Here is a 23,052-nt window from a genome sequence, read left to right on the forward strand (position 1 = left end):
GGAACGCCGCCCTCACCACCCTCGACCCCGGGGCGGCGCCCAGCGCCGACGCCTTCGCCGAGAGCGGCGACGTCCTGCTGCTCAACTACCCGGGCGAGCTCCACGACTCGGCCCGCACCGCTCAGCTGCCGCCGCACGCGTTCCTCGGCTCCGCAGTCCGCGAGGAGCCCGACGACGCGGAGGTCGAGGAGTGGCTCGCCGCGTCCGAGGATCCGGTCGTCTACGTGAGCTTCGGCAGCTTCCTCTCGGTGCGCGACGACGTGCTCGCCCGGGTCGTCGAGGCCCTGGCCGGCGTCGAGGTCGGGCGCAGGCCCGTCCGGGTGGCTCTCGCCTCCGGCGCGACCGAGCGCTCGGCTCTGGGCGAGATCCCCGAGGGCTGGCTGGTCCGCGGCTTCCTGCCGCAGGTCGCGCTCCTGCGCCGGGCCGTGCTCGCGGTCAGCCACGGCGGCAACAACAGCGTCACGGAGGCGATGACCGCGGGCGTGCCGCTCGTCGTCCTGCCGTTCTCGACGGACCAGTTCGCGGGGGCGGCCGCGCTCGAGGACGCCGGGTTCGCCGCCGTGCTCGACCCCAACGCCGCATCCGCGGGAGAGCTCGCGGAGGCTGCGCGGCGGATGCTCGCACTCGACGCTCCCGCCCGGGAACGGCTGACGGCGCTCGCCGAGGGCCTCGCCCGCGAGACGGGGCCGCAGCGGGCCCTCTCCGCCCTGAGCGGAGCGACCGTCCAGCGCTAGCCTGGGCCGATGGTCGAGCCGACACCCCAGGACGCGCCCCTGCGCGCCGAGCGGGACGCTGGGCGGGCGGAGCCGATGCTGCGCGCTCTCGGCGCGTTCGGGCGCTTCGAGGGGATCGTCCCTCCGCTGTTCGAGGCGGCCGTGCGGATCCTGCACCCCTCCGACGACCCGCCCCGGCGCTGGCGCGAGGTCGCCGAGCGGGAGGGGACGCTCCTGCATCCGCTCGCGCAGTGGTACTCGCTCACCGGCGAGCATCCCGACGAGTACCCGGAGCCCCGCCTCGGAGTGCTCCCGCTCGACGAGCTCGCGGCCGTCGCCGCCGTGCTCGCGGAGCACACGAGCACCCCCGACGACTGCCTCGCCGTGTTCTGGGAGGGGTTCGGCGTGCTGAGCGGCGGGTCGCGGATCCTGATCTCCCGCTCGGACGCCTCGGAGGAGCTGCCCGAGTGGATGAGCGACACCCGGCCGACCGGCTGGGAGCACCCCGAGACCGCCGCCGCGGCGACGGTCGAGCTGCCGGGGCGGGAGGGGCCTCTGCTCTCGCTCGACGTCAGGGTGCTCGAGGACACCGCGTGGGCGCGTGCGGCGGGCTTCGCCGACGCCTCCGGGCTCGTCGTGCAGACTCCGCTCGCGCTCTGGCCGGAGGACCGGGCCTGGTACCTCGCGAGCGAGGTCGACTTCGACTCGACGCTGATCGGCGGCTCGCGCGCCCTCGTCGACGACCTGCTGCGGCTCTCCGCCGCGGGGCGCATCGAGGCGCTCCTCCTGCCGGATCAGGTGGACCTCACGAGCACCGGTGACCGGCTCGACCCGAGGCGGCGGTGACGGGGTGAGCGACGAGGACGACGAGCGCTGGCTCGTGGTGACGGGCCGCCGATGGCGGCGCACCGACCCCTCGCTGCCGGAGGACGTGGTCGCCGTCCTCACCTCGCACCTCGGGCGCGGGCGCTCGGGAGTGCGCTCGGCCAGGATGCACGAGGACGCGGAGGCGGAGGCGCTGGCGCGCAGGAGGGTCGGGCTCGCCAAGCACGGGCTGGGCGAGCGCGGACCGGCATGGTGGGACGAGCCCGAGGCCGATCGGCTCGAGCGCGCCCGCGAGGCGCTGCGGGCGCTCGAGGAGCTCGACGCTCCGGAGGACTGACTCGGCTTCTGCATCCCCCGAGCGTGCTCGTCGGGCGAGGCGGGCGGGGAGTGCCCGAGCGGATCCGGGGAGAGCGCGCGGAACCGCGGCCTGTGGAGGAGGACCGCCCCCGCGGAGGCCGCCGACCGAGGCCGCCCGCCGAGGCCGCGAGCCGGGCCCGCCCGCCCCTAGCGGAACCTCACCACGAAGCCGTCCTCCGGCCCGGTCGGGAAGCTCTGCAGGCTCACGCGCAGATCCTGCCCGTCCTCGACGTCGTACGGGTGCCCCGCGGCCAGGAGCTCCAGCGCCGCGGACAGCAGGTCGACGGTCGCCGGCTCGCCCGGGCACCGGTGGTCGCCTCCGTAGTGCCCGCCGCCCTGGGCGATGAAGCCGTTGCGGTCGACCGGCGACCGGAACCGCTCCGGATCGAAGCGGCCCGGCGCCTCCCAGTGCGAGCCGTGGTCCGTCGCGTAGAGGTCGAGCAGCATCCACTGCCCCGCGGGAAGCGTCTCGCCGCGGAAGTCCAGCTCCCGGCGGGCCCTTCCTCCGACCATCGGGAAGAACGGGTAGAAGCGCCGCACCTCGTTCGCGAACGCGACGCGCTCCTCCTGGTCGGCGAGCCGCTCGCGCCACTCCGGATGCCGGTGCAGCGCGAGCGCCGCCAGCACCACGAAGCGCCCCACCGCGACCGTGGGCCGCAGCACGTTGATCAGCTCCACCGCGGCGACCTCGACGGGCAGGAGGCCGCCGTCCTCCTTCTCGTGCGCGATCCGGTGCAGGGGAGTCGGGGAGGGTCCGGCCGTCCGGCTCGCCTCGATCAGGCCGCGCGCCCATCGCTCGGTCGAGCGGCGGCGGAGCCGCGCGGCCCAGTTGGGCGGGCCGAAGCGCCCGGCGTTGTCGATCATCGCCCGGAGCTCGTCCGTGCGCCGCAGCACCTCCTCCTCGTCGGCCTCGATGCCGGCCCACGACAGGACCGCGCGGCCCAGGACCTCCGCGGCGACGTCCTGGAGGCGGACCCGCTCGCCCGTCAGCCGGGCGGCGGACGCCTGCCACTCCCGCGCGAAGGCCGAGACCAGCCTCGACCGCTGCTCGGGCGTCTCCACCAGATCCAGGAACATGCGCTTCCGCCTCCGGTGCGGCTCGTCCTCGAGGGTCTGCACGCTGCCCTCGTCCTGCAGGAGGTGCAGCACGGAGCCGGGCAGCGCGCCCTCGCGGTCGAAGCGCCCGCCCTCGTAGAAGAAGCGCGCCGCCTCGATGCCGCGCGCCATGATCACGGGCCGTCCGAGGATCCGGGTGCGGAACGCGTCCGAGCCCACGTCGTCGAAGCGCCGCGTCCCGAAGAGGTAGCCGTCGGCGAGGACGGCCGCGCTGCTGTCGATCGCGGGGAGGACGGGGATCGAGGCGGCGATCAGCCGGCCGATCCCTCGGTGTCGTCGCCCTCGGCCTGCGAGGGCTTGTCGACGCCCGCGTCGTCGACGTGGTCGTGGTTCTGCGGGTTCTCCTGCGGCTGCTCGGTCCGGTCGGTCATGGTGCTCCTCTCGCGTCGGCGCGGTGCGCGCCTCGCGGCCACGGTAGGAAGAGCGCGGCGGACCCGGGTACCCCGTTGACTCGCGGGGGAGGGGCGGGCAGACTCCACCGCCCTCAGCGCCTCCGCAGGAGGACCGGCGCGGTCGCCCAGACCACGGCGAGCAGCAGCAGCACGCCTCCGCCCGCCCAGAGGCCCGCCGGCCCGCCCAGCACGACGTCGAACACGAAGCCCACGACTCCGACGAACAGCAGCGATCCCGCCGCGAGGCACACCGTGACCACCCGGTTGCCGAACCGCACCAGCTCGGCCTTCCTCCGCCGCTGGAACAGCAGCCGGTGGGCGATGACGGGCGCCAGCGCCAGGATCGTGACGCACGCGGCGAGCAGGACGAGCACGAGGTAGAGCGCCACGTCGGGCGGCGCGAGGTCGGCGAAGCGCTGCTGGAAGCACACCGTCAGCAGGAAGCCGCCCAGGATCTGCGTGCCGGTCTGCACGACCCGCAGCTCCTGCAGGATCTCGTTCCAGTTGCGGTCGGATCGCTCCTCCACCGTCTCGTCGCGACCGGAGTCGGGGGCGGAGGGGTCGACGGGTCGGTCGCTCATGGGACGAGGGTAGAGCTCAGGCGAGCAGGGACTCCGCCAGCGAGATCGCCCCGCGCACCCCGGACTCGTCGCCGAGGGCCGGGCGCACGATGCGGATCCGCCCGCCGCCCGTCCCCGTCGCTCCGGGCGCGCCCATCAGCCGCTCGACCTCGGTCTCGACCGCGGGGACGAGCCCCGGCGTCTTCGACACGCCTCCGCCGACGACCGCGAGCCGCACGCCCGCGACGTAGGCGAGCGTCGTGACCAGCTGCGCGAGGTAGTAGGAGCTGAAGCGGAGGTTCGCGGCCGCCTCCTCGGTGCCGAGGCGGGAGCCGTCGACGCCCCAGCGCGCCGAGATCGCGGGACCGGCGACCAGGCCCTCGAGGCAGTCGCCGTGGAACGGGCAGGTGCCGGCGAAGCCGTCCTCGGGGTGGCGGCGGGGCAGCAGGTGCGCGACCTCGGGCCAGCCGCTGCCGGCGAGGAGCCGTCCGCCCGCGATCACGCCGCCGCCGACTCCGGTGCCGACGGTCAGGTAGACGAAGTCGTCGACTCCGGCCCCGGCGCCCCAGCGGGCCTCGCCCAGGGCGGCTCCGTTGACGTCGGTGACCAGCGCGAGCCGGGCGCCCGGTGCGGCCGCGCCGATCGGGCCGAGGACGTCGGTGCCCTCCCAGCCGAGCTTCGGCGTGGAGGTGAGGTGCCCGTAGGTCGGCGAGCCGGGGTCGATGTCGAGCGGGCCGAAGGAGGCGACGCCGACCGCGGCGACGGTGCCGTCGACTCCGTGGCCGCTGACGAAGCCGGCCAGATCGGCGAGAGTCTCGGCGGGCCCGCGGGTCGGCAGGGTCGTCGTCGCGAGGATCCGCTCGGGATCAGCGGCGTCGGCGACCGCCGCGACGACCTTCGTGCCCCCGGTCTCGATGCCGACGAGGAGGGGACGGTCGGCGGTGGCGCTCATGGATCTCCAGGGCTCGTGCGGTGCGTCTCGGGTCTCAGCAGGCGGACAGCGAGCGCACCTGCGCCGACAGGGTCAGGGGGCTGCCGAGGAGCAGCACCTGATCGAGGTCGTGGCCCTGCATCTTCACACGGGTGCTGCGCGGCAGGCAGGTCGGCTCGCTGAGGTAGAGCGGGGCGCCCTGCTTCGCGGCGACCGGGCCGACGGCCAGCGCGTCGGCGAAGCCGGTGGCGGTCGCGAGGTAGACGGTGTCGCCCAGCTCGGACGGCGGGAAGACGTCGTTGAGGCGTCGGCTGGTGTCGTGGCGGTCCGTCCCGGCGATGCGCGACACGGTGCCGGCGATCTTCGCGGCGCGCAGGTCTGCCTCGACGGCGGTCGAGATCGACGGCGCACCGCCGAGCAGCTGCACGGAGGAGGGGTCGAGTCCGGCGAGGGTGTCACGGGTCGGCTGGTCGAGGCGCGAGCGGGCGCCGTCGACGAGGAGGACGGGCTCGGCGCGGCGGCCGGCGATCGGCGCGACCGAGAGGGCGTCCGGGAAGTTGGTGCCGGTCGCGACGAAGACGTTCTCGTAGCTGCCGTCCGGGAAGGCGTCCTCGACGATCCGGCGTGAGGTGTCGTAGCGGTCGACGCCCTCGATGCGCTCGGTCGGGATCCCGAGGGCCTTCACCTGCTGGAGCACCGACTCGCTCACGGAGAGGGCGCTGCCGACCACGACGATCCGCTGCGGGGCGAGGCGGCGCAGCTCGGCCGCCACCACGGCGGGCAGGACGCTCGGGTCGGTGAGCAGGAGGGCGCCGCCCTGCTTCGCGGCGGCGGGGCCGGCGCTCAGCGCGTCCGGCCAGTTCGCTCCGCTGGCGAGGTAGACGACGGGGGCGCCGTCGGCGAATCCGGAGGCGGTCACCGCGACGGCGGTCGCGTACCGGTCGGTCCCGGCGAGGCGGGCGACGTCGGAGGAGTAGGCGGACGGGAAGAAGTCGATGCCGCTGCGGCCGCCCGGCGGCACGGAGACGACCGCGCGCTCGTCGAGGCGGGCCAGGCGCGAGAAGTACTGGTCGTCGTAGGCGGGGTACCCCGGCTCCACGAGGCGCAGGAGGTAGTCGCCGGCGGGCAGGGCGAGGTCGCCCGTGTCCCACGCGCGGGCGGCGCCGGGGGCTCCGGTGACGGGGACGGTGTCGAGCAGCGAGTACGTCCCTCCGTCGACCCACCAGGCCTGCACGTCGAAGGAGGGGGAGGAGACGCCCGGGACCGCGTCGGCGGTGACCGATCCGGACAGCTCGGCGCTGCGCAGGAGGGAGATGGCGACGGACTCGTCGGTCCCCCGGGTCGTCCTCGCGGCCTCGGCGACCGGGGTGTCGCCGAACCAGGTCGGGTACCAGTCGTCGCTGCCGATCAGGTTCGCGCGGACGGTGAGGGGCTCGCCGCCGGGAACGGGGAGGGAGAAGTCCGCGCCCGTGTTCGCCTGGGCGACCACGTCCCCTTCGGCGTCCTCGACCTGGACGTAGAAGTACGGGTTCTCGGGGGCGGGGTGCTCCTCATCGGCGTCGCGGAGCGCGATGGTGCCGGACAGGACGACCTCGGCGGCCGCCTCCTGCGCGGCGCTCGCGCCCGGGAGATCGGGGGCGGCGACGGCCGGACCGGCGGCGAGGCCGGCCAGCAGGAGAGCGGAGACGCCGATCGCGGCGAGGGGGCGTGCGGGCACGGCGGGCCTTTCGGCAGGATCCGCGGGAGGCCGCGGCGGACACGGTGTCTGAATGCTAGCCGCCGCCCGCCTCCGGGCGAGGGCGGGTGTCGGCGGGATGGGCCCCCGTCCGGGGGACGGTGGTGGTGGATTCCCGGGGCCACCGGAGGAGTCCGCGCGAGCAGGCTCCCCCGGCGACCCGGGTCGGATCCCCTACTTGACGACCGCTGCGGTGGCGGCGGAGGTGCGCGTCGCCGTTGTGTAGTCGGCCTTCTTGCCGGTGACGGTCACCGTGATCTTCTTCCCCACCGTGGCGCTGGTCGGCTTGTAGGTGGCGGAGGTCGCCCCGGAGATCGCGGTGCCGTTCGCCTTCCACTGGTAGGTGAGGGCCACCGGCGAGGGACCCCACGTGCCCGGCTTGGCGGTCAGGGTGGAGCCGACCTTCGCGGTGCCGGTGATCGTCGGGGTCGCGGCGGAGAGGGTGCCCGCCACCACGGCGCTCGTCTTCGCGGAGGTCTTCGTCACAGCGGTGAATCCGGACTTCGACCCCGTGACCGTCACGGTGATCGTCTTGCCGAGAGTGGCGCCGGTCGGCGTGTACGTCGCGGACGTCGCCCCGCTCAGAGCGGTGCCGTTCGCCTTCCACTGGTAGGCGAGGGCGACGGGGGAGGGACCCCAGGTGCCGGGCTTCGCGGTGAGGGTCGAGCCGACCTTCGCCGTGCCGCTGATGGTCGGCGTCGCGGCGGTGATCGCGCCGCCGGTCACGGCAGCGGTCCCGGAGGAGACCCGCGTGGTCGAGACGTAGCCCGACTTCGAGCCCGTGACGGCGACGGTGATCACCCTGCCCGCGTCGCCCGCGACCGGACGGTACGTGGTGCCGGTCGCCCCGCTGATCGCGGTGCCGTTCGCGCGCCACTGGTACGCGAGTGCCACGGGGGAGGGACCCCAGGTGCCGGCGCTCGCCGTGAGCGTCGAGCCGACCGCGGCGGTGCCGGTGACGGTCGGCGTCGCGGCGGTGAGGGCGGTGCCGCCGATGCGCACGACGGTCGATGCCGCCCCGCTGTCGCCTCCGGCGTTGATCGCGCTGACGCTCATCGTGTAGGTGGCGCCCGCCGCCAGGTGCGTGAACGTGAAGGAGCGGGCGGTGGCGGCGACCGTCGTCGACCACGGACCGGCGCCCGCGTTGTCGACGCCGTTGCGCGAGACGCGGTAGCCGGTGATCGCCGGGTTGCCGGCCGACTCCGGAGGCGCCCAGGAGATCGTCGCGGATCGCACGCTGTCGTTCGTGGTGCCGGCGACGCGCGTGGGAACGGAGGGGGCGAAGTAGGCGTCGGCGGTGCGGGTGACGGACGCGGTCTCGCCCGCACCGATCTCGTTGATCGCCCTCACCGTGAAGGTGTACGAGGTGTTCGGGCGGAGGTTCGTGAACGTCTGCGAGCGGCGATCAGCGGAGACGACGGTCGACCAGGGGCCGCCACCTGCGGCATCGGTGCCGTCGCGGGCCACTCGGTAGCCGGTGACGGGACTGCCGCCGCCGTTGGACGGCTCGCTCCACGACACAGTGATGGAGCTGCCCGAGGATTCAGCATGGACCTGTTCCGGTGCCGACGGCATGGAGAAGTCGGTGCTGAAACCGGCGCACGTCTTGAGAGAGTCGGTGAAAGTGCGACGATTCTTCGCTCCATAAGTAGTCGATGCCGACCAAATGCAGAACTCGTAAAAGGCTCCCTGCTCGAGACTGAAATCCGCACTGGTGGTATCGCTCGTGTAGACGTCGTCGTAACCCGGGTAACCCGCGTCGTCCTCGTCCGGAGCGAAGATCAGCTCACTGCGGGCGTGGTACTCGTCGAAATTGCAGGGCTGCCCGTTGCGGGTCGGGGCCTTCCATCGTGCAGACGCGACCTCGGTCGAGGGGTCGACCGTCACGGTGAGGTCCACGGGGCCGGGAGCGCCTGACTGGCGGTGAACATCCGCGGATGCTGCGGTGCTCTGCGTATCTGAAGGCTGAAACTGCTCGTTCTCTGAGCCGCCGGTGGGTGGGACCGAAAGGTCGGACACGCTGACGACCTCGACGCCGATCGAATCGGTGATGTGCGGTACAGCAACGGTGGTCGAGGTGCCGTTCCTCACCTCGACGGATGCCAGCGTGACGGCTTCGTAGAAGATATAACCGGGGTACCAGTACGACTTTTGAAAGACATGGACTCGATAGCCCGCGACCGCTGGCTGGGGGGCGCTCCACGAGACTGTGACGGCGTCTGAGCATCCGTCCTGCACGGCGACGACGTTCGTCGGCGCAGCCGGCGAGCCCGCGGCCTGGGCCGGGGTCGCGACGAAGAGGGAGAGGAGCAGGGCGAGGAAAAGGGAGACGCTGAGGGTCTTCGTTCGCATGGAGGAGGGCATCCGGATTCGTCGGAGCGAGAAGGCCGACGACTGTCGGGCCGGAGGGATCGTCCCATGCCGCTTATCGCTGCACTAAGTCCCCCATTCAGGGCAGAATTCGGCGAATTTCACAGATGTCATCAGCGCGATGACAAGAGTGAGGGATAAGGCCTTCTCACTGAGAGGCGTTCAGTCGTCCCTCCGAAAACCCGTGCCTCAGGGTGAGAAAGAGGAGCCGCGGCGGCAGCACAGCGCCCCGCGCGAGAACCGCGGCGTTTTCCCGCGCTGCACCCACCGTTCACGCGCGTTCCGTGCGCCCCGCGGCGAGAACCGCACGATCGGCGCGTGCAAGACTGGGCGCGAGCGTGCTCCATCCCGCTGCGTCATGCGCGGGGCACGGAGCCACTGGACCCGGTCCGCTCATCCGCATCCTTTCGCAGGAGGACTCGAATGACCGATACCGCCGTGCTCGCCGAGGCACCCGCCCGAACCCCCGTCGCGAAGACGATCCTGATGTGCCGTCCCGAGCACTTCACCGTCGTCTACCGCATCAATCCGTGGATGGACCCGCAGGTCCCCACCGACACCTCCCTCGCCGTCCGGCAGTGGCAGACCCTCCACGACACCTACGCCGACCTCGGCTTCACGATCGAGCTGATCGAGCCCGAGGCCGGACTGCCGGACATGGTCTACGCAGCCAACGGCGGATTCGTGATCGACGGCATCGCCTACGGTGCCTCCTTCACCTACCCCGAGCGCCAGCCCGAGGGCCCGGCGTACATGGACTGGTTCCGCTCGGCCGGCTTCGACGTCCGCGTCCCCGAGGAGGTCAACGAGGGCGAGGGCGACTTCCTCCTCGTCGGCGAGCGGATCCTCGCCGGCACGGGCTTCCGCTCCGCCTCCGACTCGCACGCCGAGGTCGCCCGCGTCTTCGGCCGCGAGGTCGTCACGCTCGAGCTCGTGAACCCGTCGTTCTACCACCTCGACACCGCGATCGCCGTGCTCGACGACACGAACATCGCCTACCTTCCGAGCGCGTTCAGCGAGGAGGGCAACCGCACCCTCCGCGAGCTCTACCCCGACGCGATCCTCGTCTCGGAGGAGGACGCGTCCGTGCTCGGGCTGAACTCCTTCTCCGACGGCCTCAACGTCGTCATCGCGTCCCGTGCGACGGGCTTCGAGCGCCAGCTGCGCGAGCGCGGCTACAACCCGATCGGCGTCGACCTGTCCGAGCTGCTGCTCGGCGGCGGCGGCGTGAAGTGCTGCACGCTCGAGCTGCGCCGCTGACCCACTCCCCGTGGTCGGCGACCAGCAGCGCCGACCCACCCTCCACTGTCCACGATCCGTCGCACTCGACGCCGAGTGCGACGACTCCTGGAGAGTCGATCGTCCCCTCAGGAGGAACGACATGAGCATCACCGACACCGACACCGCCCGCTCCGCCGCCCTCATCGCCGCGGAGGAGGAGCACGCCGCCCACAACTACCACCCGCTGCCCGTCGTCGCGGCCACCGGCGACGGCGCCTGGATCACCGACGTCGAGGGCGTCCGCTACCTCGACTGCCTCGCCGCCTACTCCGCCGTGAACTTCGGCCACTCGCACCCGGTGCTGCTGGAGGCGGCCCGCGAGCAGCTCGGCCGCGTCACCCTGACCAGCCGCGCGTTCCACAACGACCGCCTCGGCCCGTTCGTCACGGCGCTCGCCGCGCTCGCCGGCAAGGACATGGTCCTGCCGATGAACACGGGCGCGGAGGCGGTCGAGTCGGGCATCAAGGTCGCCCGCGCCTGGGGCTACCGGGTCAAGGGCGTCGCTCCGGGCCGGGCGAACATCATCGTCGCGGCGGGCAACTTCCACGGTCGCACGACCACGATCATCTCGTTCAGCGACGACGCGGAGGCGCGCGACGGCTTCGCTCCGTTCACGCCCGGATTCCGCACGGTCCCGTTCGGCGACGCGGAAGCCCTCGAGGCCGCGATCGACGACGACACCGTGGCGGTGCTGATCGAGCCGATCCAGGGCGAGGCGGGCATCGTCGTGCCGCCGGCCGACTACCTCCCGGCCGTCCGCGAGATCACCGCGCGCCGCAACGTCCTCTTCATCGCGGATGAGATCCAGTCCGGCCTCGGCCGCACCGGCGCCACCTTCGCCTGCGACCTGGTCGGAGTCGTCCCCGACGTCTACCTGCTCGGCAAGGCGCTCGGCGGCGGCATCGTCCCCGTCTCGGCCGTGGTCGCGGACGCCGACGTGCTCGGCGTCCTGCAGCCGGGCCAGCACGGCTCCACCTTCGGCGGCAACCCGCTCGCCGCGGCCGTCGGCCTCGCAGTCGTCGAGATGCTCGCGACCGGCGAGTACCAGGCCCTCGCCCGCGAGCGCGGCGCCCAGCTGCACGCGCGCCTCGAGGCGCTGATCGGCCGGGGAGTAGTCGCCGTCCGCGGCGCCGGACTCTGGGCCGGCATCGACATCGACCCGCGGCTCGCCTCGGGCCGCGCCGTCTGCGAGGCCCTGATGGCCCGCGGGGTGCTGGCCAAGGACACGCACGGCTCGACGATCCGCCTGGCGCCGCCGCTCGTGGTCACCGCTGCCGAGATCGACTTCGCCGTCGACGAGCTGGAGGCCGTGCTCGAGTCGCTGCGCTGAGGCGCACCGTCCTCCCTCCCTCCGCGAGATGCCGTTCCGGTCCGCGACGCGCTGTGTCCGGCGTGCCCGAACGGCATCCCGCGGGAGGGGGAGGGACGTGTTGAGACGGGACGTCTCGACGTCGCGGCAGGCCGTCGCCGCTCTGCGATACTCGCGCGATGAGCACACCTCTCCCGCCGGAGAACACCCCGCCCTCGTCCCCCGACCAACCCGCCGCAGGCCCCGCCTACGGCACGGCGACCCTCCCTCCCCGCCCCCGCGCGACCGGCCCGACCGGCCTCGCCATCGCCGCACTCGTCGTCGGCATCGTCGCGTTCCTCGTCGGCCTCGTGCCGGTCTTCGGAGCACTCGTCGGGATCGCCGCCGTCATCCTGGGCATCCTCGCCCTCCGCCGCGGTCAGTCGAAGGCGATGTCGATCACCGGCGTCGTCCTCGGCGGTCTGGCCGTCCTCGCCTCGCTCCTGACGACGATCGGCTTCGGAGCCGCCGTGAACTCCGCCTCGAGCGACCGCCCGGCGGCCGTGATCGTCGAGTCGTCCGAGCCCACGACCGCTCCCGTCGTGCCGGCCACGGAGGAGGCGGAGGTCGTCGAGACGGCGGAGCCCGCACCCGTCGAGACGGCGGAGCCCGCACCCGTCGAGACGGTCGCCCCTGCCCCGGCGCCTGTCGAGACGGCGGCTGCTGCGCAGGTCTCGCCCGAGTTCGCCTCGGCACTCATCAAGGCGCAGAGCTACTCCGAGATGCTCCACATGAGCAAGGCGGGCCTGTACGGCCAGCTCACCTCCGAGTACGGGGAGCAGTTCTCGCCCGAGGCCGCGCAGTACGCGGTGGATACCGTCTCCGCCGACTGGAACGCCAACGCGCTGGCGAAGGCCAAGGACTACCAGGCCCAGATGGCGATGGCGCCCGAGGCCATCCGCGACCAGCTGACCAGCGAGTACGGGGAGCAGTTCACGAGCGACGAGGCCGACTACGCCATCGCGCACCTGAACGACTAGTCCCACTCGGACCGTCGCGGCACTGCGCGGCCACTGAGCGGGTCCTCCCGGAGCGCGCCGCCGTCCGTCGCCCACGACCCGGGCGACGGGGGGCGGCGGACCACCGGAGCCGGTTCAGGCCAGGACGGCGAGGGTGACGGGGAGCGCCTCGCTCCACCTGCCGGTCAGCCGCTCCTCGCCCTCGAGGAACGGCGGCGCGAGGACCCGCGCGAGGACGAGAGTCAGACCGTCGGCCGAGGTCGTGGTGGTCCGTGCGTCGCTGCGGACGAGCACCGTCGACGGCGGCCCGGACGCTCCGACGCCTGATCCGCTGCCCTGCACCGTCGCGGTCGGCGGGCGGACGATGCGCTGCCCGTCCTCCTCGAAATGCTGCTCGACCTCCCGGGCGCCGGTGCGGATCGCCGTGGCGAAGGCGGCGATCGCGACGGGGTCGCCGGCACCGTCGTAGACCCAGCGACGACCGAGGACGGTGTGCTCGACGGTCGCGAGGAGATGCGCGTCACCGCCGGCGAGAGGCGAGCCGCGGTAGGTCAGCGGCACCTGGAGCGGCGGCTGCCCGGTCGACTGGACGATCAGCGTCTCCACTCCCACCTCGCCATCGGGGTCGTCGAACCGGTAGGCGCCGAGCAGCGTGAATCCGCCGCCCTCGCACCAGGGCTGCGTCGGCGCCCATGCCTCCACGATCTCGAGCTTCCCGGGGGTGATCGTCGCACGGTGCAGAAGGGCCATGCACCGAGAGTAGAGCCGGCCGATCCGTCCGGAGGAGTGCCCGTCAGCGAGCGGCGCCCGCCGTCGCCGACTCGGGCAGGCTGCTCATCGGGAGCGTGTACTCGCCCTTGAGCGCCGAGATCCAGACGGTGGTCGGGGCGACGGCGGCGAAGTTCGAGTTGAGCAGCGCCATCAGCGTGGTGTGCAGGGAGTGCGCGTCGATCGAGCCCGCGTCGTTCGCGATCGCGATCGCGCCCGTCGCGTCCGAGAGGACCTCGGCGCGGAGCCCGTGCGTCTCGGCCTCGGCGGCCGAGGCGAGGATGCAGTTGTTGGTCATGTAGCCGACGAGGGTGATCGTGTCGACGTCGTGCTCGCGGAGCCAGTCGAGCAGGTCGGTCCCCGCGAAGACCGTGCCGAACCGCTTCGTGACGTTCTTCCACGAGTCCGAGCGGCGCTTCTCGATCTCCGGGTGCAGCGCGAAGGACGGACCCGACGGGTCGAAGATCGGCGCTCCCTCGCCCGCGCTGTGCTGGACGACGGCGATCGGGAGGCCCGCGGCGGCGGCGGAGTCGAGGGCGGCGGCGATCCTCGGCAGCGACTGCGCGTGCGGCGGGTACTGGATCTCGAGCGGACCGCTGAAGTACTCCTGCTGCACGTCGACGAGGATCAGTGCGCGGCGCGGTGTAGTCATGAGGGGCTCCCATCGGTGGCGGACGTCCCCGATCCTCCCGCCCGGGGCTGGGAGCGGCGGTCAGCCACGCGGCCCGCGACCCGGTCGTGGGCGCAGGCCCACACCTCCTCGTGCTCGAGCGGAGTGAGGACGCCGGCGTCGAGCAGCCTGTCGGCCCGCCGCAGCGCGGCAGCGATCGCCGCCTGCTCGGCGACGGCGGGGGAGTCGACGTCCGCGATCACGAGCCGACGGGCGCAGGCCCGGCGGAGGCGGCGGGTCGAGCGGGCCGAGAGGAGCAGGAGCGACGCGGTCGGCAGGGCGAGCGCGGCCAGCAGGAGGAGCGGCAGCCGGTCGAGCGCGAGCGTCCCGACGGCGCCGGCGGCCGTCACGGCCACGACCAGCTGCGGACCGGCCGCGTGCAGGCGGAGGCGCCTCCGCTCCTCGGCGGAGGTGCCGGGCGCGAAGACGACGAGCTCGCTCCGGACGACGCCGTACCGGCTCGCACCGACGGTGTGGCGGCCCCAGCGGGGGCCGGCGTCGAGGAGGCGGAGGAGCAGGTGCACGAGCGACATCGTCGGCCTGCGACGGCGGGTGCGAGGGGATCCTGACGGAACGCGGACGCGCACCGGGCCGATCCGCACGGTCCGCTCGCGCGACGCTCACGATGCCCTCACGACCCCCTCACGACGCGGGATCGCGCGTCGACGTCCCTCCCCAGCCGATTACCCGTGAGGAAAGCGTGAGGATCCGCTCATTCCGGGCGGGCGCGCTCCTCACGGCGAGTAGAAACATCCAGTGACCTCTTCCGTCGTCCGTGGCGACCCCGACGCCCTCGAACCCTCCCCCCTCTCCTCCGCGCGCGCGGGCGGGGTGAAGGCGTGGCTCCTCGAGGGCCTCCGCGACGACTCCGGAGCGCACCCCGGCCCCCACGCGGCCACCGGCAGGACGCACTCGTGGTGGCGCGTCATGTGCCTCACGGGCGTCGACTACTTCTCCACCCTCGGCTACCAGCCGGCGATCGCGGCGCTCGCCGCGGGCCTCGTCTCTCCGCTCGCGACGATCGTCCTGGTGGTGCTGACGCTCCTCGGCGCGCTCCCCGTCTACCGCCGCGTGGCCCGCGAGAGCTTCCGCGGCGAGGGGTCGATCGCGATGCTCGAGCGCCTGCTGCCCTGGTGGGGCGGCAAGCTCTTCGTGCTCGTGCTGCTGGGGTTCGCGGCCACCGACTTCATGATCACGATCACGCTCTCGGCGGCCGACGCGACGGCGCACGCGGTCGAGAACCCGTTCGCCCCCGCCTGGTTCCACGGGGCGGAGGTGCCGCTCACGCTGGGGCTGATCGCCCTGCTGGGGATCGTGTTCCTGCGCGGGTTCCGCGAGGCCATCTCGATCGCGGTCGTGCTCGTGGCCGTGTTCCTCCTGCTCAACGCGATCGTGATCGCCGTGGCGATCGGGCACGTGGCCGAGAACCCCGTCGTCATCGGCGACTGGTGGTCGGCGCTCACGACCCAGCACGGGAATCCGCTGGTCATGGTCGGCATCGCGCTCATCGTGTTCCCCAAGCTCGCGCTCGGGCTCTCCGGCTTCGAGACCGGGGTCGCTGTCATGCCGCAGATCCGCGGCGACGCGGGCGACACCGAGGACGCCCCCGTCGGCCGCATCCGCGGGGCGAAGCGGCTGCTCATCACCGCCGCCGTCACGATGTCGGCGTTCCTCATCACCTCGAGCTTCGTCACCACGCTGCTCATCCCGCAGGCGCAGTTCCAGCCGGGCGGCGAGGCCAACGGCCGCGCGCTGGCCTACCTCGCGCACGAGTACCTCGGCGAGGGCTTCGGCACGGTCTACGACGTCGCGACGATCTGCATCCTCTGGTTCGCGGGCGCCTCCGCGCTGGCCGGCCTGCTCAACATCGTCCCGCGCTACCTGCCCCGCTACGGCATGGCGCCGCAGTGGGCCGGCGCCGTCCGTCCGCTCGTGCTGGTCTTCACCGTCGTCGCCTTCGTCATCACGATCCTCTTCCGCGCCGACGTCGACGCGCAGGGCGGGGCCTACGCGACCGGCGTGCTGGTGCTGATCACCTCCGCGTCCGTCGCCGTGTTCCTCTCGGCGAAGCGCAGGAAGCAGCGCAAGCGCGCCGTGGGCTTCGCGGTCATCGCGCTGGTCTTCGTCTACACGACGGTCGTGAACGTGGTCGAGAGGCCCGACGGCGTGAGGATCGCGGCGGTCTTCATCGTCGGCATCCTCGCGGTCTCGCTCGTCTCGCGCGTGCACCGCTCGTTCCAGCTGCGCGCCACCTCCGTGGTGTTCGACGCCGCCGCGATCGACTTCCTCACCACGGACGCCGACGACTACGGCGTGATCCGCATCCTCGCGAACGAGCCCGACGACGGCTCCGAGGCGGAGTACCGGGACAAGCTGGCGGAGGAGCAGCGCGACAGCAACCTGCCGATGCGCGGCCCGGTGCTCTTCCTCGAGGTGCACACCACCGACTCCTCCGACTTCGAGGAGGACCTGGTCGTGCAGGGCCGCGTCTGCCACGGCTTCCGCGTGCTGACGGTGACCAGCGGCAACATCCCGAACACCATCGCCACGGTGCTGCTCGAGATCCGCGACCTCACCGGCGTGATCCCGGACGTCTACTTCGAGTGGACCGAGGGCGGCCCCATCTCGAACATGTTCCGCTTCCTCATCACCGGCACCGGCGAGGTCGCCCCCGTCACCCGCGAGGTCCTCCGCCGCGCGGAGTCCCGCCGCGACCGCCGGCCTGGCGTGCACGTGGGCTGACGCCTGCTGCGCGGCCGGGGCGTGGCGGCGCCGAGGTGCCGCTCCTGCTGCAGGATGCCGCCGAGACGCCGCTCCGTCATCGAGACACCGCTGCAGGAGCGGTGCGTCGGCGGAGGAGGCGGCGTCCCGGCGCGCGGCGGCCCCGTAGCGTGGGCGCGGGCACCCGTCGGGGCGCCGACACCGACGAACGGACGACGATGACCCTCGAGGACCAGCGCGCGCACATCCTGACCGGCGCCGTGTACGACGACATGACCCCCGAGCTGGTCGCCGCGCGCGAGCGGGCGGTCCTCGCCTCGAACGCGTACAACGCGAGCTTCGGGCGTCCCCCGGTCGAGCGGGAGGCTCTGCTCCGCGAGCTCGTCGCCTCGGTGGGCGCGGACGCGCACCTCGAGCCGACGTTCCGGTGCGAGTTCGGGTTCAACATCACGATCGGCGACCGCTTCTACGCGAACTTCGACTGCATCCTGCTCGACGGCGCCCCCATCACGATCGGCGACGACGTGCTGTTCGGCCCGCGCGTCTCGATCTACACGTCGAACCACGCCCTCGACCCGGCCGAGCGCGCCGCCGGCGCCTGCACCGCGAAGCCGGTCGTCGTCGGCGACGGCGTCTGGATCGGCGGCGGCGTCACGATCAACCAGGGCGTCACCATCGGCGACGGGGCCGTGATCGGCTCGGGCAGCGTCGTCACCCGCGACGTTCCTCCGCTCACCATCGCGGCCGGCGTCCCCGCCCGCGTCCTCCGCTCGATCACCCCCGACGACCGGACCGGCTACCGCCCGGCCCACTGACGGCGGCCCGCGCCGGCTCCGAGACGTCGGCCCCGAGACGCCTCAGGACGGCTCCCGGCCTCGCGGCGATCCGCCCTCAGGACTTCACGGTCGACAGAGGCTCGGTGATGCTCTCGAGGCTGCGGCGCTCGGCGTCGACGCCGAAGATCAGGGCGATCACGCCGCCGAGGATCATCACGGCGGCGCCGACGAAGTAGCCGATCGTCAGCGGACCGCGGTCGCTGCCGTCGCCGATCAGGGCGCCGTAGAGGGCGGGGGCGACCGCTCCGGCGATCTGGCCGAGGGTGAAGAAGTACGAGATCGCCTGGCTGCGCAGCTCGAGCGGGAAGATCTCGCTCACGGTGAGGTAGGCGCTCGAGGCTCCGGCGGAGGCGAAGAAGAACGACACGCACCAGAGGATCGTCTGCGTCGTCGCGGTCAGGACGTCCATGCTGAAGAGGACCGCCGAGACGGCCAGGACCGCTCCCGAGACGCCGTAGGTGAGGAAGATCATCTTCCGCCGGCCCCACACGTCGAACAGGTGGCCGAGCACCAGCGGCCCGACGAGGTTGCCGATCGCGAACGGGAAGAAGAAGTACGAGATCGCGCTCTGCTCGACTCCGTAGAAGTTCTCGAGCACCAGAGCGTAGGTGAAGAAGATCGCGTTGTAGAGGAACGACTGGGTGATCATCATCGTCGCGCCCACCAGCGTCCGCTTCGGGTACTGCCGCAGCAGCACCCGGGCGATGGTGCGGAACGGGATGCTCTCCGTCGCCTTCACGGTGATCGCCTTCGCGTCGTCGACAGGCTCGAGCACGCCGCCCTCCGCCTCCACTCGGCGCTCGATCTCGTCGACGGTGCGCTCCGCCTCCTCCTCGCGGCCGTGCGTCATCAGCCAGCGCGGGCTCTCGGGGATGTGGCGGCGGAGGTAGATGATCGCCAGTCCGAGGATCGGGCCGAGGAAGAAGCCGAGGCGCCAGCCGACGTTCTCGGCGAAGAGCGCGTCGTTCAGGAAGAACAGGTTGGCCGCGGAGCCCAGAGCCGCGCCGCCCCAGTAGGTGCCGTTGATCGCGATGTCGACGCGGCCGCGGTACTTGGAGGGGATGAGCTCGTCGATCGCGGAGTTGATCGCCGCGTACTCGCCGCCGATCCCCATGCCCGCGAAGAAGCGGAACACGGCGAGGAAGACGTAGTTCGGCGCGAGTCCCGCCAGGCCGCTGGCGACCAGGTAGATGACGAGCGTCAGGATGAACAGCTTGCGCCGCCCGAGCTTGTCGCTCAGCCGCCCGAAGATCAGGGCGCCCGCGATCTGGCCGCACAGGTAGATCGTGCCGAGCAGGCCGACCTCGAAGGCCGAGAGCCCGAACTCCTTCGCGAAGCCGGCGGAGGCGACGATCTGGATCTCGAGGCCGTCGAGCACCCACGAGAAGCCGAGGCCGACGACGATCGACCAGTGGAAGCGGGTCCAGGGGAGCCTGTCGATGCGGGCGGGCACGAGGCTCCGGACCGGGCCGCGCGGACTGGTGGATGTCGACATGGCGAGCGCCTTCCTGTCGCCCCGGCGTCGTTGCGGAGGAACGCTGTCCCGAGCGCGGCGAGACGACACTAGACCCGCGGGCGGCTCCATATCGCCGGGCTATTCACCCCTTGTCACGGACCGCCGAGCGGGTGTATTCCGGGGACCGGTGCCCACCCGGGGGCGGAGCGCGGCGCGGAGCTCATCGGTACGGATCCGGAGCGAGGCGCGGTGGACGCGAGCCCGGATCCGTCCCGCGGGGCCTGACACCGCCCGCCTCCTCGGCCTAGCGTGGAGGCATGATCGACGCGACGCCCGCGGGCACCCCCACCTACGTCCTCAGCGAGGGGCCCGTCTGGGATCCGGACACCGCCCGCCTCACCTGGGTCGACATCGAGGCCGGCGCGGTCCTGTCCGCCCCCGTCACCGCGGAGGGGATCGGAGCGATCTCGCGCACCGACGTCGGCGAGCAGGTCGGCGCCGCGCTGCCCCTGGGCGACGGGCGGACGCTCGTCGCGCTGACCCGACGGCTCGCGATCCTGGAGGTCGACGGCTCCCTCACGCGCGGCTCCGAGCTGCTGCCGGAGGGGCACCGCTTCAACGACGGCACGATCGACCCGCAGGGGCGCCTCCTGGTCGGCTCGCTGACCCTCGGCGAGTCGGCGGGCGACGACGTCCTGCTGCGCATCGAGCACGACGGATCCGTCACCGTGCTCGACGACGACCTGCGGCTCTCGAACGGACTCGGCTTCTCGCCGGACGGCTCCGTGCTGTACTCGGCCGACACCGAGTCGGGCGTGATCCACCGCCGCTCCTACGCGGACGCCGAGCACGGCCCGCGCGAGCCCTTCGTCGAGCTCGAGGAGGGCGTGTTCGCCGACGGACTGACCGTGGACGCCGACGGCCGCGTGTGGGTCGCGGTCTGGGGCGGGAGCGGCGTCCGCGTGTTCGAGGCCGACGGCAGCCCGGTCGAGGGCGAGGGCATCAGGATCGACGCCCCGCACTCCTCCAGCATCGCCTTCGCGGGGGAGGACCTGGACATCGCGGTCGTCACCTCCGCCTCGCGCGACCTCTCGGCGGACGAGCGGGCGCGTCATCCGCACGCCGGCGGACTGTGGATCGCGCAGCCCGGAGCCCGCGGCCGCGCCGCCACGCGCTGGGTGGAGGGCCCTCTGCCCTAGGCGCGGCCGGTCGCCCGTCAGACGGCGGGCGCCGTCGGCGGGCTCGGCTCCGATGCGGGCTGCGGCACGAGGGTCAGCCGCGAGATGCGGTAGCGGTCCGTCTCGGCCACGCGGAGCAGGTGGTCGCCGACGAGCACGGAGTCGCCCACGACGGCCACACGGCCGATCCGGTCGAGGACGAACCCGCCGACCGTCTCGTACGGACCCTCGGGCAGCTCGATGCCCAGCTGCTCCGCCAGGTCCTCGAGGATCATCCCGCCGTCGACGTCGTGCAGCTGCTCGGCCGCCTTCGCGTCGACCGCCTGGCGGGCGCCGTCGTACTCGTCGTAGATCTCGCCGACGAGCTCCTCGAGCAGGTCCTCCAGCGTGATGATGCCGTCGGTCCCTCCGTACTCGTCGATGACGACGGCGATCTGGTGGCCGTCCTGCCGCATGGTGCGCAGGGCCGCGAGCACCTTCGTCGTACCGGGGACCGCGAGGATCGGGCGGGTGATGTCGGCGACGCTGCTCGCGGTGCCGGCGCGGCCCGCCTCCGGGAACGCGGACATCAGGTCGCGCACGTGGACGAAGCCGAGCACGTCGTCGAAGTCGTCGCCGACCACCGGGTAGCGCGAGTGCGGCTGGTCGAGGACCGCCGCGTAGCCCTCGGCCACGCTGAGCGCGCCGCGGAGGAAGTCGACGTCCGGGCGCGGGCGCATCACCTCGGCGACGCGGCGGTCGTCCGCGCGGAAGATGTCGGTGAGCAGCCGGCGGCTGTCCTCGTGGATCTCGGTGTTGCTGGAGATCATGTCGCGCACCTCGTCGGCCGAGACGCTCTCGCCCTTCTCGCGCGGGTCGGCGCCGAGGAGGCGGACGACGGCGTCGGTCGAGACGGACAGCAGCCAGATCACGGGGCGCATCAGGCGCGCCAGGGCGTTGAGCGGGGGCGCGAGGGCCTTGGTGAACGCGACGGACTTCTGCATCGCCAGGCGCTTGGGGACCAGCTCGCCCAGCACCAGGGAGAGGTACGCGATGACGAGGGTCATCAGGATCAGGGCGACGGTCGAGGCGGCGGAGGCCGAGAGGCCGAGCGACTGCAGCGGAGGCACGAGGTCGGGCGCGATGGTCGAGGCGCCGTACGCCGAGGAGAAGAAGCCGGCGAGCGTGACACCGATCTGGACCGCGGAGAGGAACGTGTTGGGATTGCGGACGAGCTCGGCGATGCGCCGGCCGCGCTCGCTGCCGGCCTCGATCGCGCGGACCTGGCTCTCGCGGAGGCTGACGATGGCCATCTCGGTGCCCGCGAAGACGCCTCCGAGGAGGACGAACAGCACGACGAGGCCGATGTTGAGGAGGGTGTCGAGATCCACGCCGACCAGAGTAGGGATGCCGGCCGTGAGAACGCCTCGTGGACTCTCAGGGAGTGGGTCGGGCGGGGCGACGCCCCGCCCGCCCGCTCAGGACGCGTCGGCCGGGCGCACGCCGATCGTGAGGATGAGGTTCGCGTAGATGCGGCGGTCGCCCGAGGCGATGGTGAGCGCGACGTCGGGCGTGCGCGCCTCGGCGTAGAAGGCGTGCCGCTCGAGCGAGGTGAAGGGGACGCCGTCGAGGGACCGGCGGAAGGCGTCCTGCGCGGGGACGTCGATCCCGGGCGCGGGGGTCATGACCGTCGCCTCCTCGACGACGATCGCCGAGAGAAGGGCGTCGAGGATCTCGTCGACGGTCAGCATGTCGGGCCGGAGGTTCAGGTGCACCAGGGCGGAGTTCGGTCCGAGCGTGGTGCCGACGGGGTAGTTGCCGTCGGCGATGAGGACGCGGGAGCCGTGGCCCGCGCGGGCGAGCGCGTGCAGGATCTCGGGGTGGAGGAGGGTCGTGGTCAGCAAGAGGAGCTCCTAGAGGTCGTGGAGGTGGGCGACGGACGAGCCGGCGAGCAGGCGGCCGGGGAGCCTCCGCTCCTGGGGGCCGGGCTGCTCCGCCCCGGAGTCGAGGCGGAGGCGGACGAGGGCGGCGGCCTCGGCGGCGATCGCCTCCGTCGGCTGGGCGATCGTGGTCAGGTGCGGGCGGACCACGCGGGCCAGCTCGACGTTGTCGAAGCCGACGACGGAGAGGTCCGTCGGCACGCGCAGCCCGGAGTCGCCGAGGGCGATCAGGGCGCCGACCGTCAGCTCGCGGTTGCTCGCGAACAGGGCGGTCGGCCGGGGGCTCAGGGCGAGGATCCGCTCGACGGCGGCGACCCCGCTCTCGACCGTCAGCGGGCCGCGCACCACGGCGTCGGCGGCGGGGTGCACGCCGCGCTCGGCCAGGGCGGCGAGGAAGCCGGCGGTCCGCTCCCGGGTGGAGGACACTCCGTCCTCCCCGCCGAGCACCGCGATCGAGCGGTGGCCGTGGTCGAGGAGGTGGCGGGCGGCGGAGGCGCCGGCGCCCGCGTTGTCGAGCGCGACGCGATCGGTGACCAGTGCGTCGTCGATCCAGTCGACGGCCACCACGGGGGTGCCCTGCTCGGAGGCGCGGCGCAGCGCGTCGACGTCGCCCGCGGACGGCACCGCCACGATCCCGTCGACCATCTTCTCGAGCAGCAGGTCGACCGCGGCTCCCGGCTCGGGGCGGCTCACGCCGACCAGCACGCCGATGCCCTCTCCGCGCAGGGCCCGCTCGAGGCCCGCGATGATCGAGAGGTGGAACTCGTTGTCGAGGGCGGGCAGCAGCACTCCGACCGTGCGGGAGCGCCGCGAGCGCAGGCCTCGAGCGAAGCCGTTGACGCGGAAGCCGACCTCGGCGGCCGCCGCCTCGATCGCCGCCCGGTTCTCGGGGCGCACGGGGAGCCCGTTGTAGTGCT

Annotated in this window: 21 protein-coding genes; 9 read left to right on the forward strand and 12 right to left on the reverse strand. The window is 72.9% G+C overall.

Annotated elements, in window-relative coordinates; all coding sequences use genetic code 11:
- From C5C36_RS15985 to C5C36_RS15995, 3 genes are all read left to right on the forward strand, one after another.
- Nucleotides 1–734 (forward strand): glycosyltransferase (locus C5C36_RS15985; RefSeq protein ID WP_308470910.1); only part of this gene is annotated, 734 nt, incomplete at its 5' end.
- A 9-nt stretch (nt 735–743) separates the two neighbouring features.
- Nucleotides 744–1,559, forward strand: a complete 816-nt coding sequence (locus tag C5C36_RS15990) for a hypothetical protein (protein WP_104310025.1) — start codon at nt 744–746, stop codon at nt 1,557–1,559.
- Between the two features lie 4 nt (nt 1,560–1,563).
- A complete protein-coding gene (locus tag C5C36_RS15995) occupies nt 1,564–1,875 on the forward strand; it encodes a biopolymer transporter Tol (protein ID WP_104310031.1) in 312 nt (103 codons plus the stop codon).
- A 167-nt stretch (nt 1,876–2,042) separates the two neighbouring features.
- Here C5C36_RS15995 and C5C36_RS16000 read toward each other — a convergent pair whose 3' ends face one another.
- The 5 genes from C5C36_RS16000 to C5C36_RS16020 form a co-directional block, all read right to left on the reverse strand.
- Nucleotides 2,043–3,170, reverse strand: coding sequence for a cytochrome P450 (locus C5C36_RS16000; RefSeq protein ID WP_219814912.1), 1,128 nt, complete (start codon nt 3,168–3,170; stop codon nt 2,043–2,045).
- 325 nt (nt 3,171–3,495) lie between these two features.
- Nucleotides 3,496–3,984 (reverse strand): DUF6328 family protein, encoded by a 489-nt coding sequence (locus C5C36_RS16005; protein WP_104310027.1) that lies wholly within the window; start codon nt 3,982–3,984, stop codon nt 3,496–3,498.
- Nucleotides 3,985–4,000: 16 nt separating this feature from the next.
- Nucleotides 4,001–4,915 carry an ROK family protein gene (locus C5C36_RS16010; protein ID WP_104310028.1) on the reverse strand — a complete coding sequence of 305 codons (915 nt, stop codon included), beginning with the start codon at nt 4,913–4,915 and terminating at the stop codon, nt 4,001–4,003.
- Between the two features lie 34 nt (nt 4,916–4,949).
- Nucleotides 4,950–6,611, reverse strand: coding sequence for a cell wall-binding repeat-containing protein (locus C5C36_RS16015; protein ID WP_104273211.1), 1,662 nt, complete (start codon nt 6,609–6,611; stop codon nt 4,950–4,952).
- Nucleotides 6,612–6,803: 192 nt separating this feature from the next.
- Complete coding sequence (locus tag C5C36_RS16020; RefSeq protein WP_181133841.1) at nt 6,804–8,981, reverse strand: fibronectin type III domain-containing protein; 2,178 nt, start codon at nt 8,979–8,981, stop codon at nt 6,804–6,806.
- A gap of 441 nt (nt 8,982–9,422) precedes the next feature.
- On the opposite strand from C5C36_RS16020, the gene ddaH reads away from it, so the two are divergent.
- The 3 genes from ddaH (at nt 9,423) to C5C36_RS16035 (ending at nt 12,608) form a co-directional block, all read left to right on the forward strand.
- A complete protein-coding gene (gene ddaH, locus C5C36_RS16025; protein ID WP_104260862.1) occupies nt 9,423–10,259 on the forward strand; it encodes a dimethylargininase in 837 nt (278 codons plus the stop codon).
- A gap of 121 nt (nt 10,260–10,380) precedes the next feature.
- Nucleotides 10,381–11,610, forward strand: a complete 1,230-nt coding sequence (gene rocD / locus C5C36_RS16030; protein WP_181133842.1) for an ornithine--oxo-acid transaminase — start codon at nt 10,381–10,383, stop codon at nt 11,608–11,610.
- Between the two features lie 158 nt (nt 11,611–11,768).
- On the forward strand, nt 11,769–12,608 hold the full coding sequence (locus C5C36_RS16035; protein ID WP_104263110.1) for an Ltp family lipoprotein: 840 nt from the start codon (nt 11,769–11,771) through the stop codon (nt 12,606–12,608).
- Nucleotides 12,609–12,722: 114 nt separating this feature from the next.
- Here the strand turns inward: C5C36_RS16035 and C5C36_RS16040 are convergent, their stop codons facing one another.
- The 3 genes from C5C36_RS16040 to C5C36_RS16050 are packed head-to-tail and all read right to left on the reverse strand — an operon-like array spanning nt 12,723 to nt 14,558.
- On the reverse strand, nt 12,723–13,337 hold the full coding sequence (locus tag C5C36_RS16040) for a hypothetical protein (RefSeq protein WP_104263111.1): 615 nt from the start codon (nt 13,335–13,337) through the stop codon (nt 12,723–12,725).
- A gap of 43 nt (nt 13,338–13,380) precedes the next feature.
- Nucleotides 13,381–14,007: an isochorismatase family protein gene (locus C5C36_RS16045; RefSeq protein ID WP_104256665.1), complete on the reverse strand. Its 627-nt coding sequence runs from the start codon at nt 14,005–14,007 to the stop codon at nt 13,381–13,383.
- A complete protein-coding gene (locus C5C36_RS16050; RefSeq protein ID WP_104263112.1) occupies nt 14,004–14,558 on the reverse strand; it encodes a DUF6611 family protein in 555 nt (184 codons plus the stop codon). Before C5C36_RS16050 ends, C5C36_RS16045 begins: the two co-directional genes overlap by 4 nt.
- Nucleotides 14,559–14,781: 223 nt before the next feature.
- On the opposite strand from C5C36_RS16050, the gene C5C36_RS16055 reads away from it, so the two are divergent.
- Nucleotides 14,782–16,767 (forward strand): amino acid permease, encoded by a 1,986-nt coding sequence (locus C5C36_RS16055; protein WP_374953119.1) that lies wholly within the window; start codon nt 14,782–14,784, stop codon nt 16,765–16,767.
- A gap of 197 nt (nt 16,768–16,964) precedes the next feature.
- Entirely contained in the window at nt 16,965–17,561 is a 597-nt protein-coding gene (locus tag C5C36_RS16060; RefSeq protein ID WP_104248278.1) for a sugar O-acetyltransferase, read from the forward strand.
- A 76-nt stretch (nt 17,562–17,637) separates the two neighbouring features.
- On the opposite strand, the gene C5C36_RS16065 is transcribed toward C5C36_RS16060, so the two are convergent.
- Entirely contained in the window at nt 17,638–19,077 is a 1,440-nt protein-coding gene (locus C5C36_RS16065; RefSeq protein ID WP_104225083.1) for an MFS transporter, read from the reverse strand.
- Nucleotides 19,078–19,355: 278 nt separating this feature from the next.
- On the opposite strand from C5C36_RS16065, the gene C5C36_RS16070 reads away from it, so the two are divergent.
- Nucleotides 19,356–20,237, forward strand: a complete 882-nt coding sequence (locus C5C36_RS16070; RefSeq protein ID WP_104239634.1) for an SMP-30/gluconolactonase/LRE family protein — start codon at nt 19,356–19,358, stop codon at nt 20,235–20,237.
- A gap of 17 nt (nt 20,238–20,254) precedes the next feature.
- Here C5C36_RS16070 and C5C36_RS16075 read toward each other — a convergent pair whose 3' ends face one another.
- From C5C36_RS16075 to C5C36_RS16085, 3 genes are all read right to left on the reverse strand, one after another.
- Nucleotides 20,255–21,586, reverse strand: a complete 1,332-nt coding sequence (locus tag C5C36_RS16075; RefSeq protein WP_104233863.1) for a hemolysin family protein — start codon at nt 21,584–21,586, stop codon at nt 20,255–20,257.
- Between the two features lie 87 nt (nt 21,587–21,673).
- Nucleotides 21,674–22,099: an RbsD/FucU family protein gene (locus tag C5C36_RS16080; RefSeq protein WP_104225080.1), complete on the reverse strand. Its 426-nt coding sequence runs from the start codon at nt 22,097–22,099 to the stop codon at nt 21,674–21,676.
- A gap of 9 nt (nt 22,100–22,108) precedes the next feature.
- A partial coding sequence (locus tag C5C36_RS16085; protein ID WP_219814913.1) for a LacI family DNA-binding transcriptional regulator occupies nt 22,109–23,052 on the reverse strand: 944 nt, incomplete at its 5' end.

The organism is Rathayibacter sp. AY1G1 (assembly GCF_002932095.1).
Taxonomy (GTDB): domain Bacteria; phylum Actinomycetota; class Actinomycetes; order Actinomycetales; family Microbacteriaceae; genus Rathayibacter.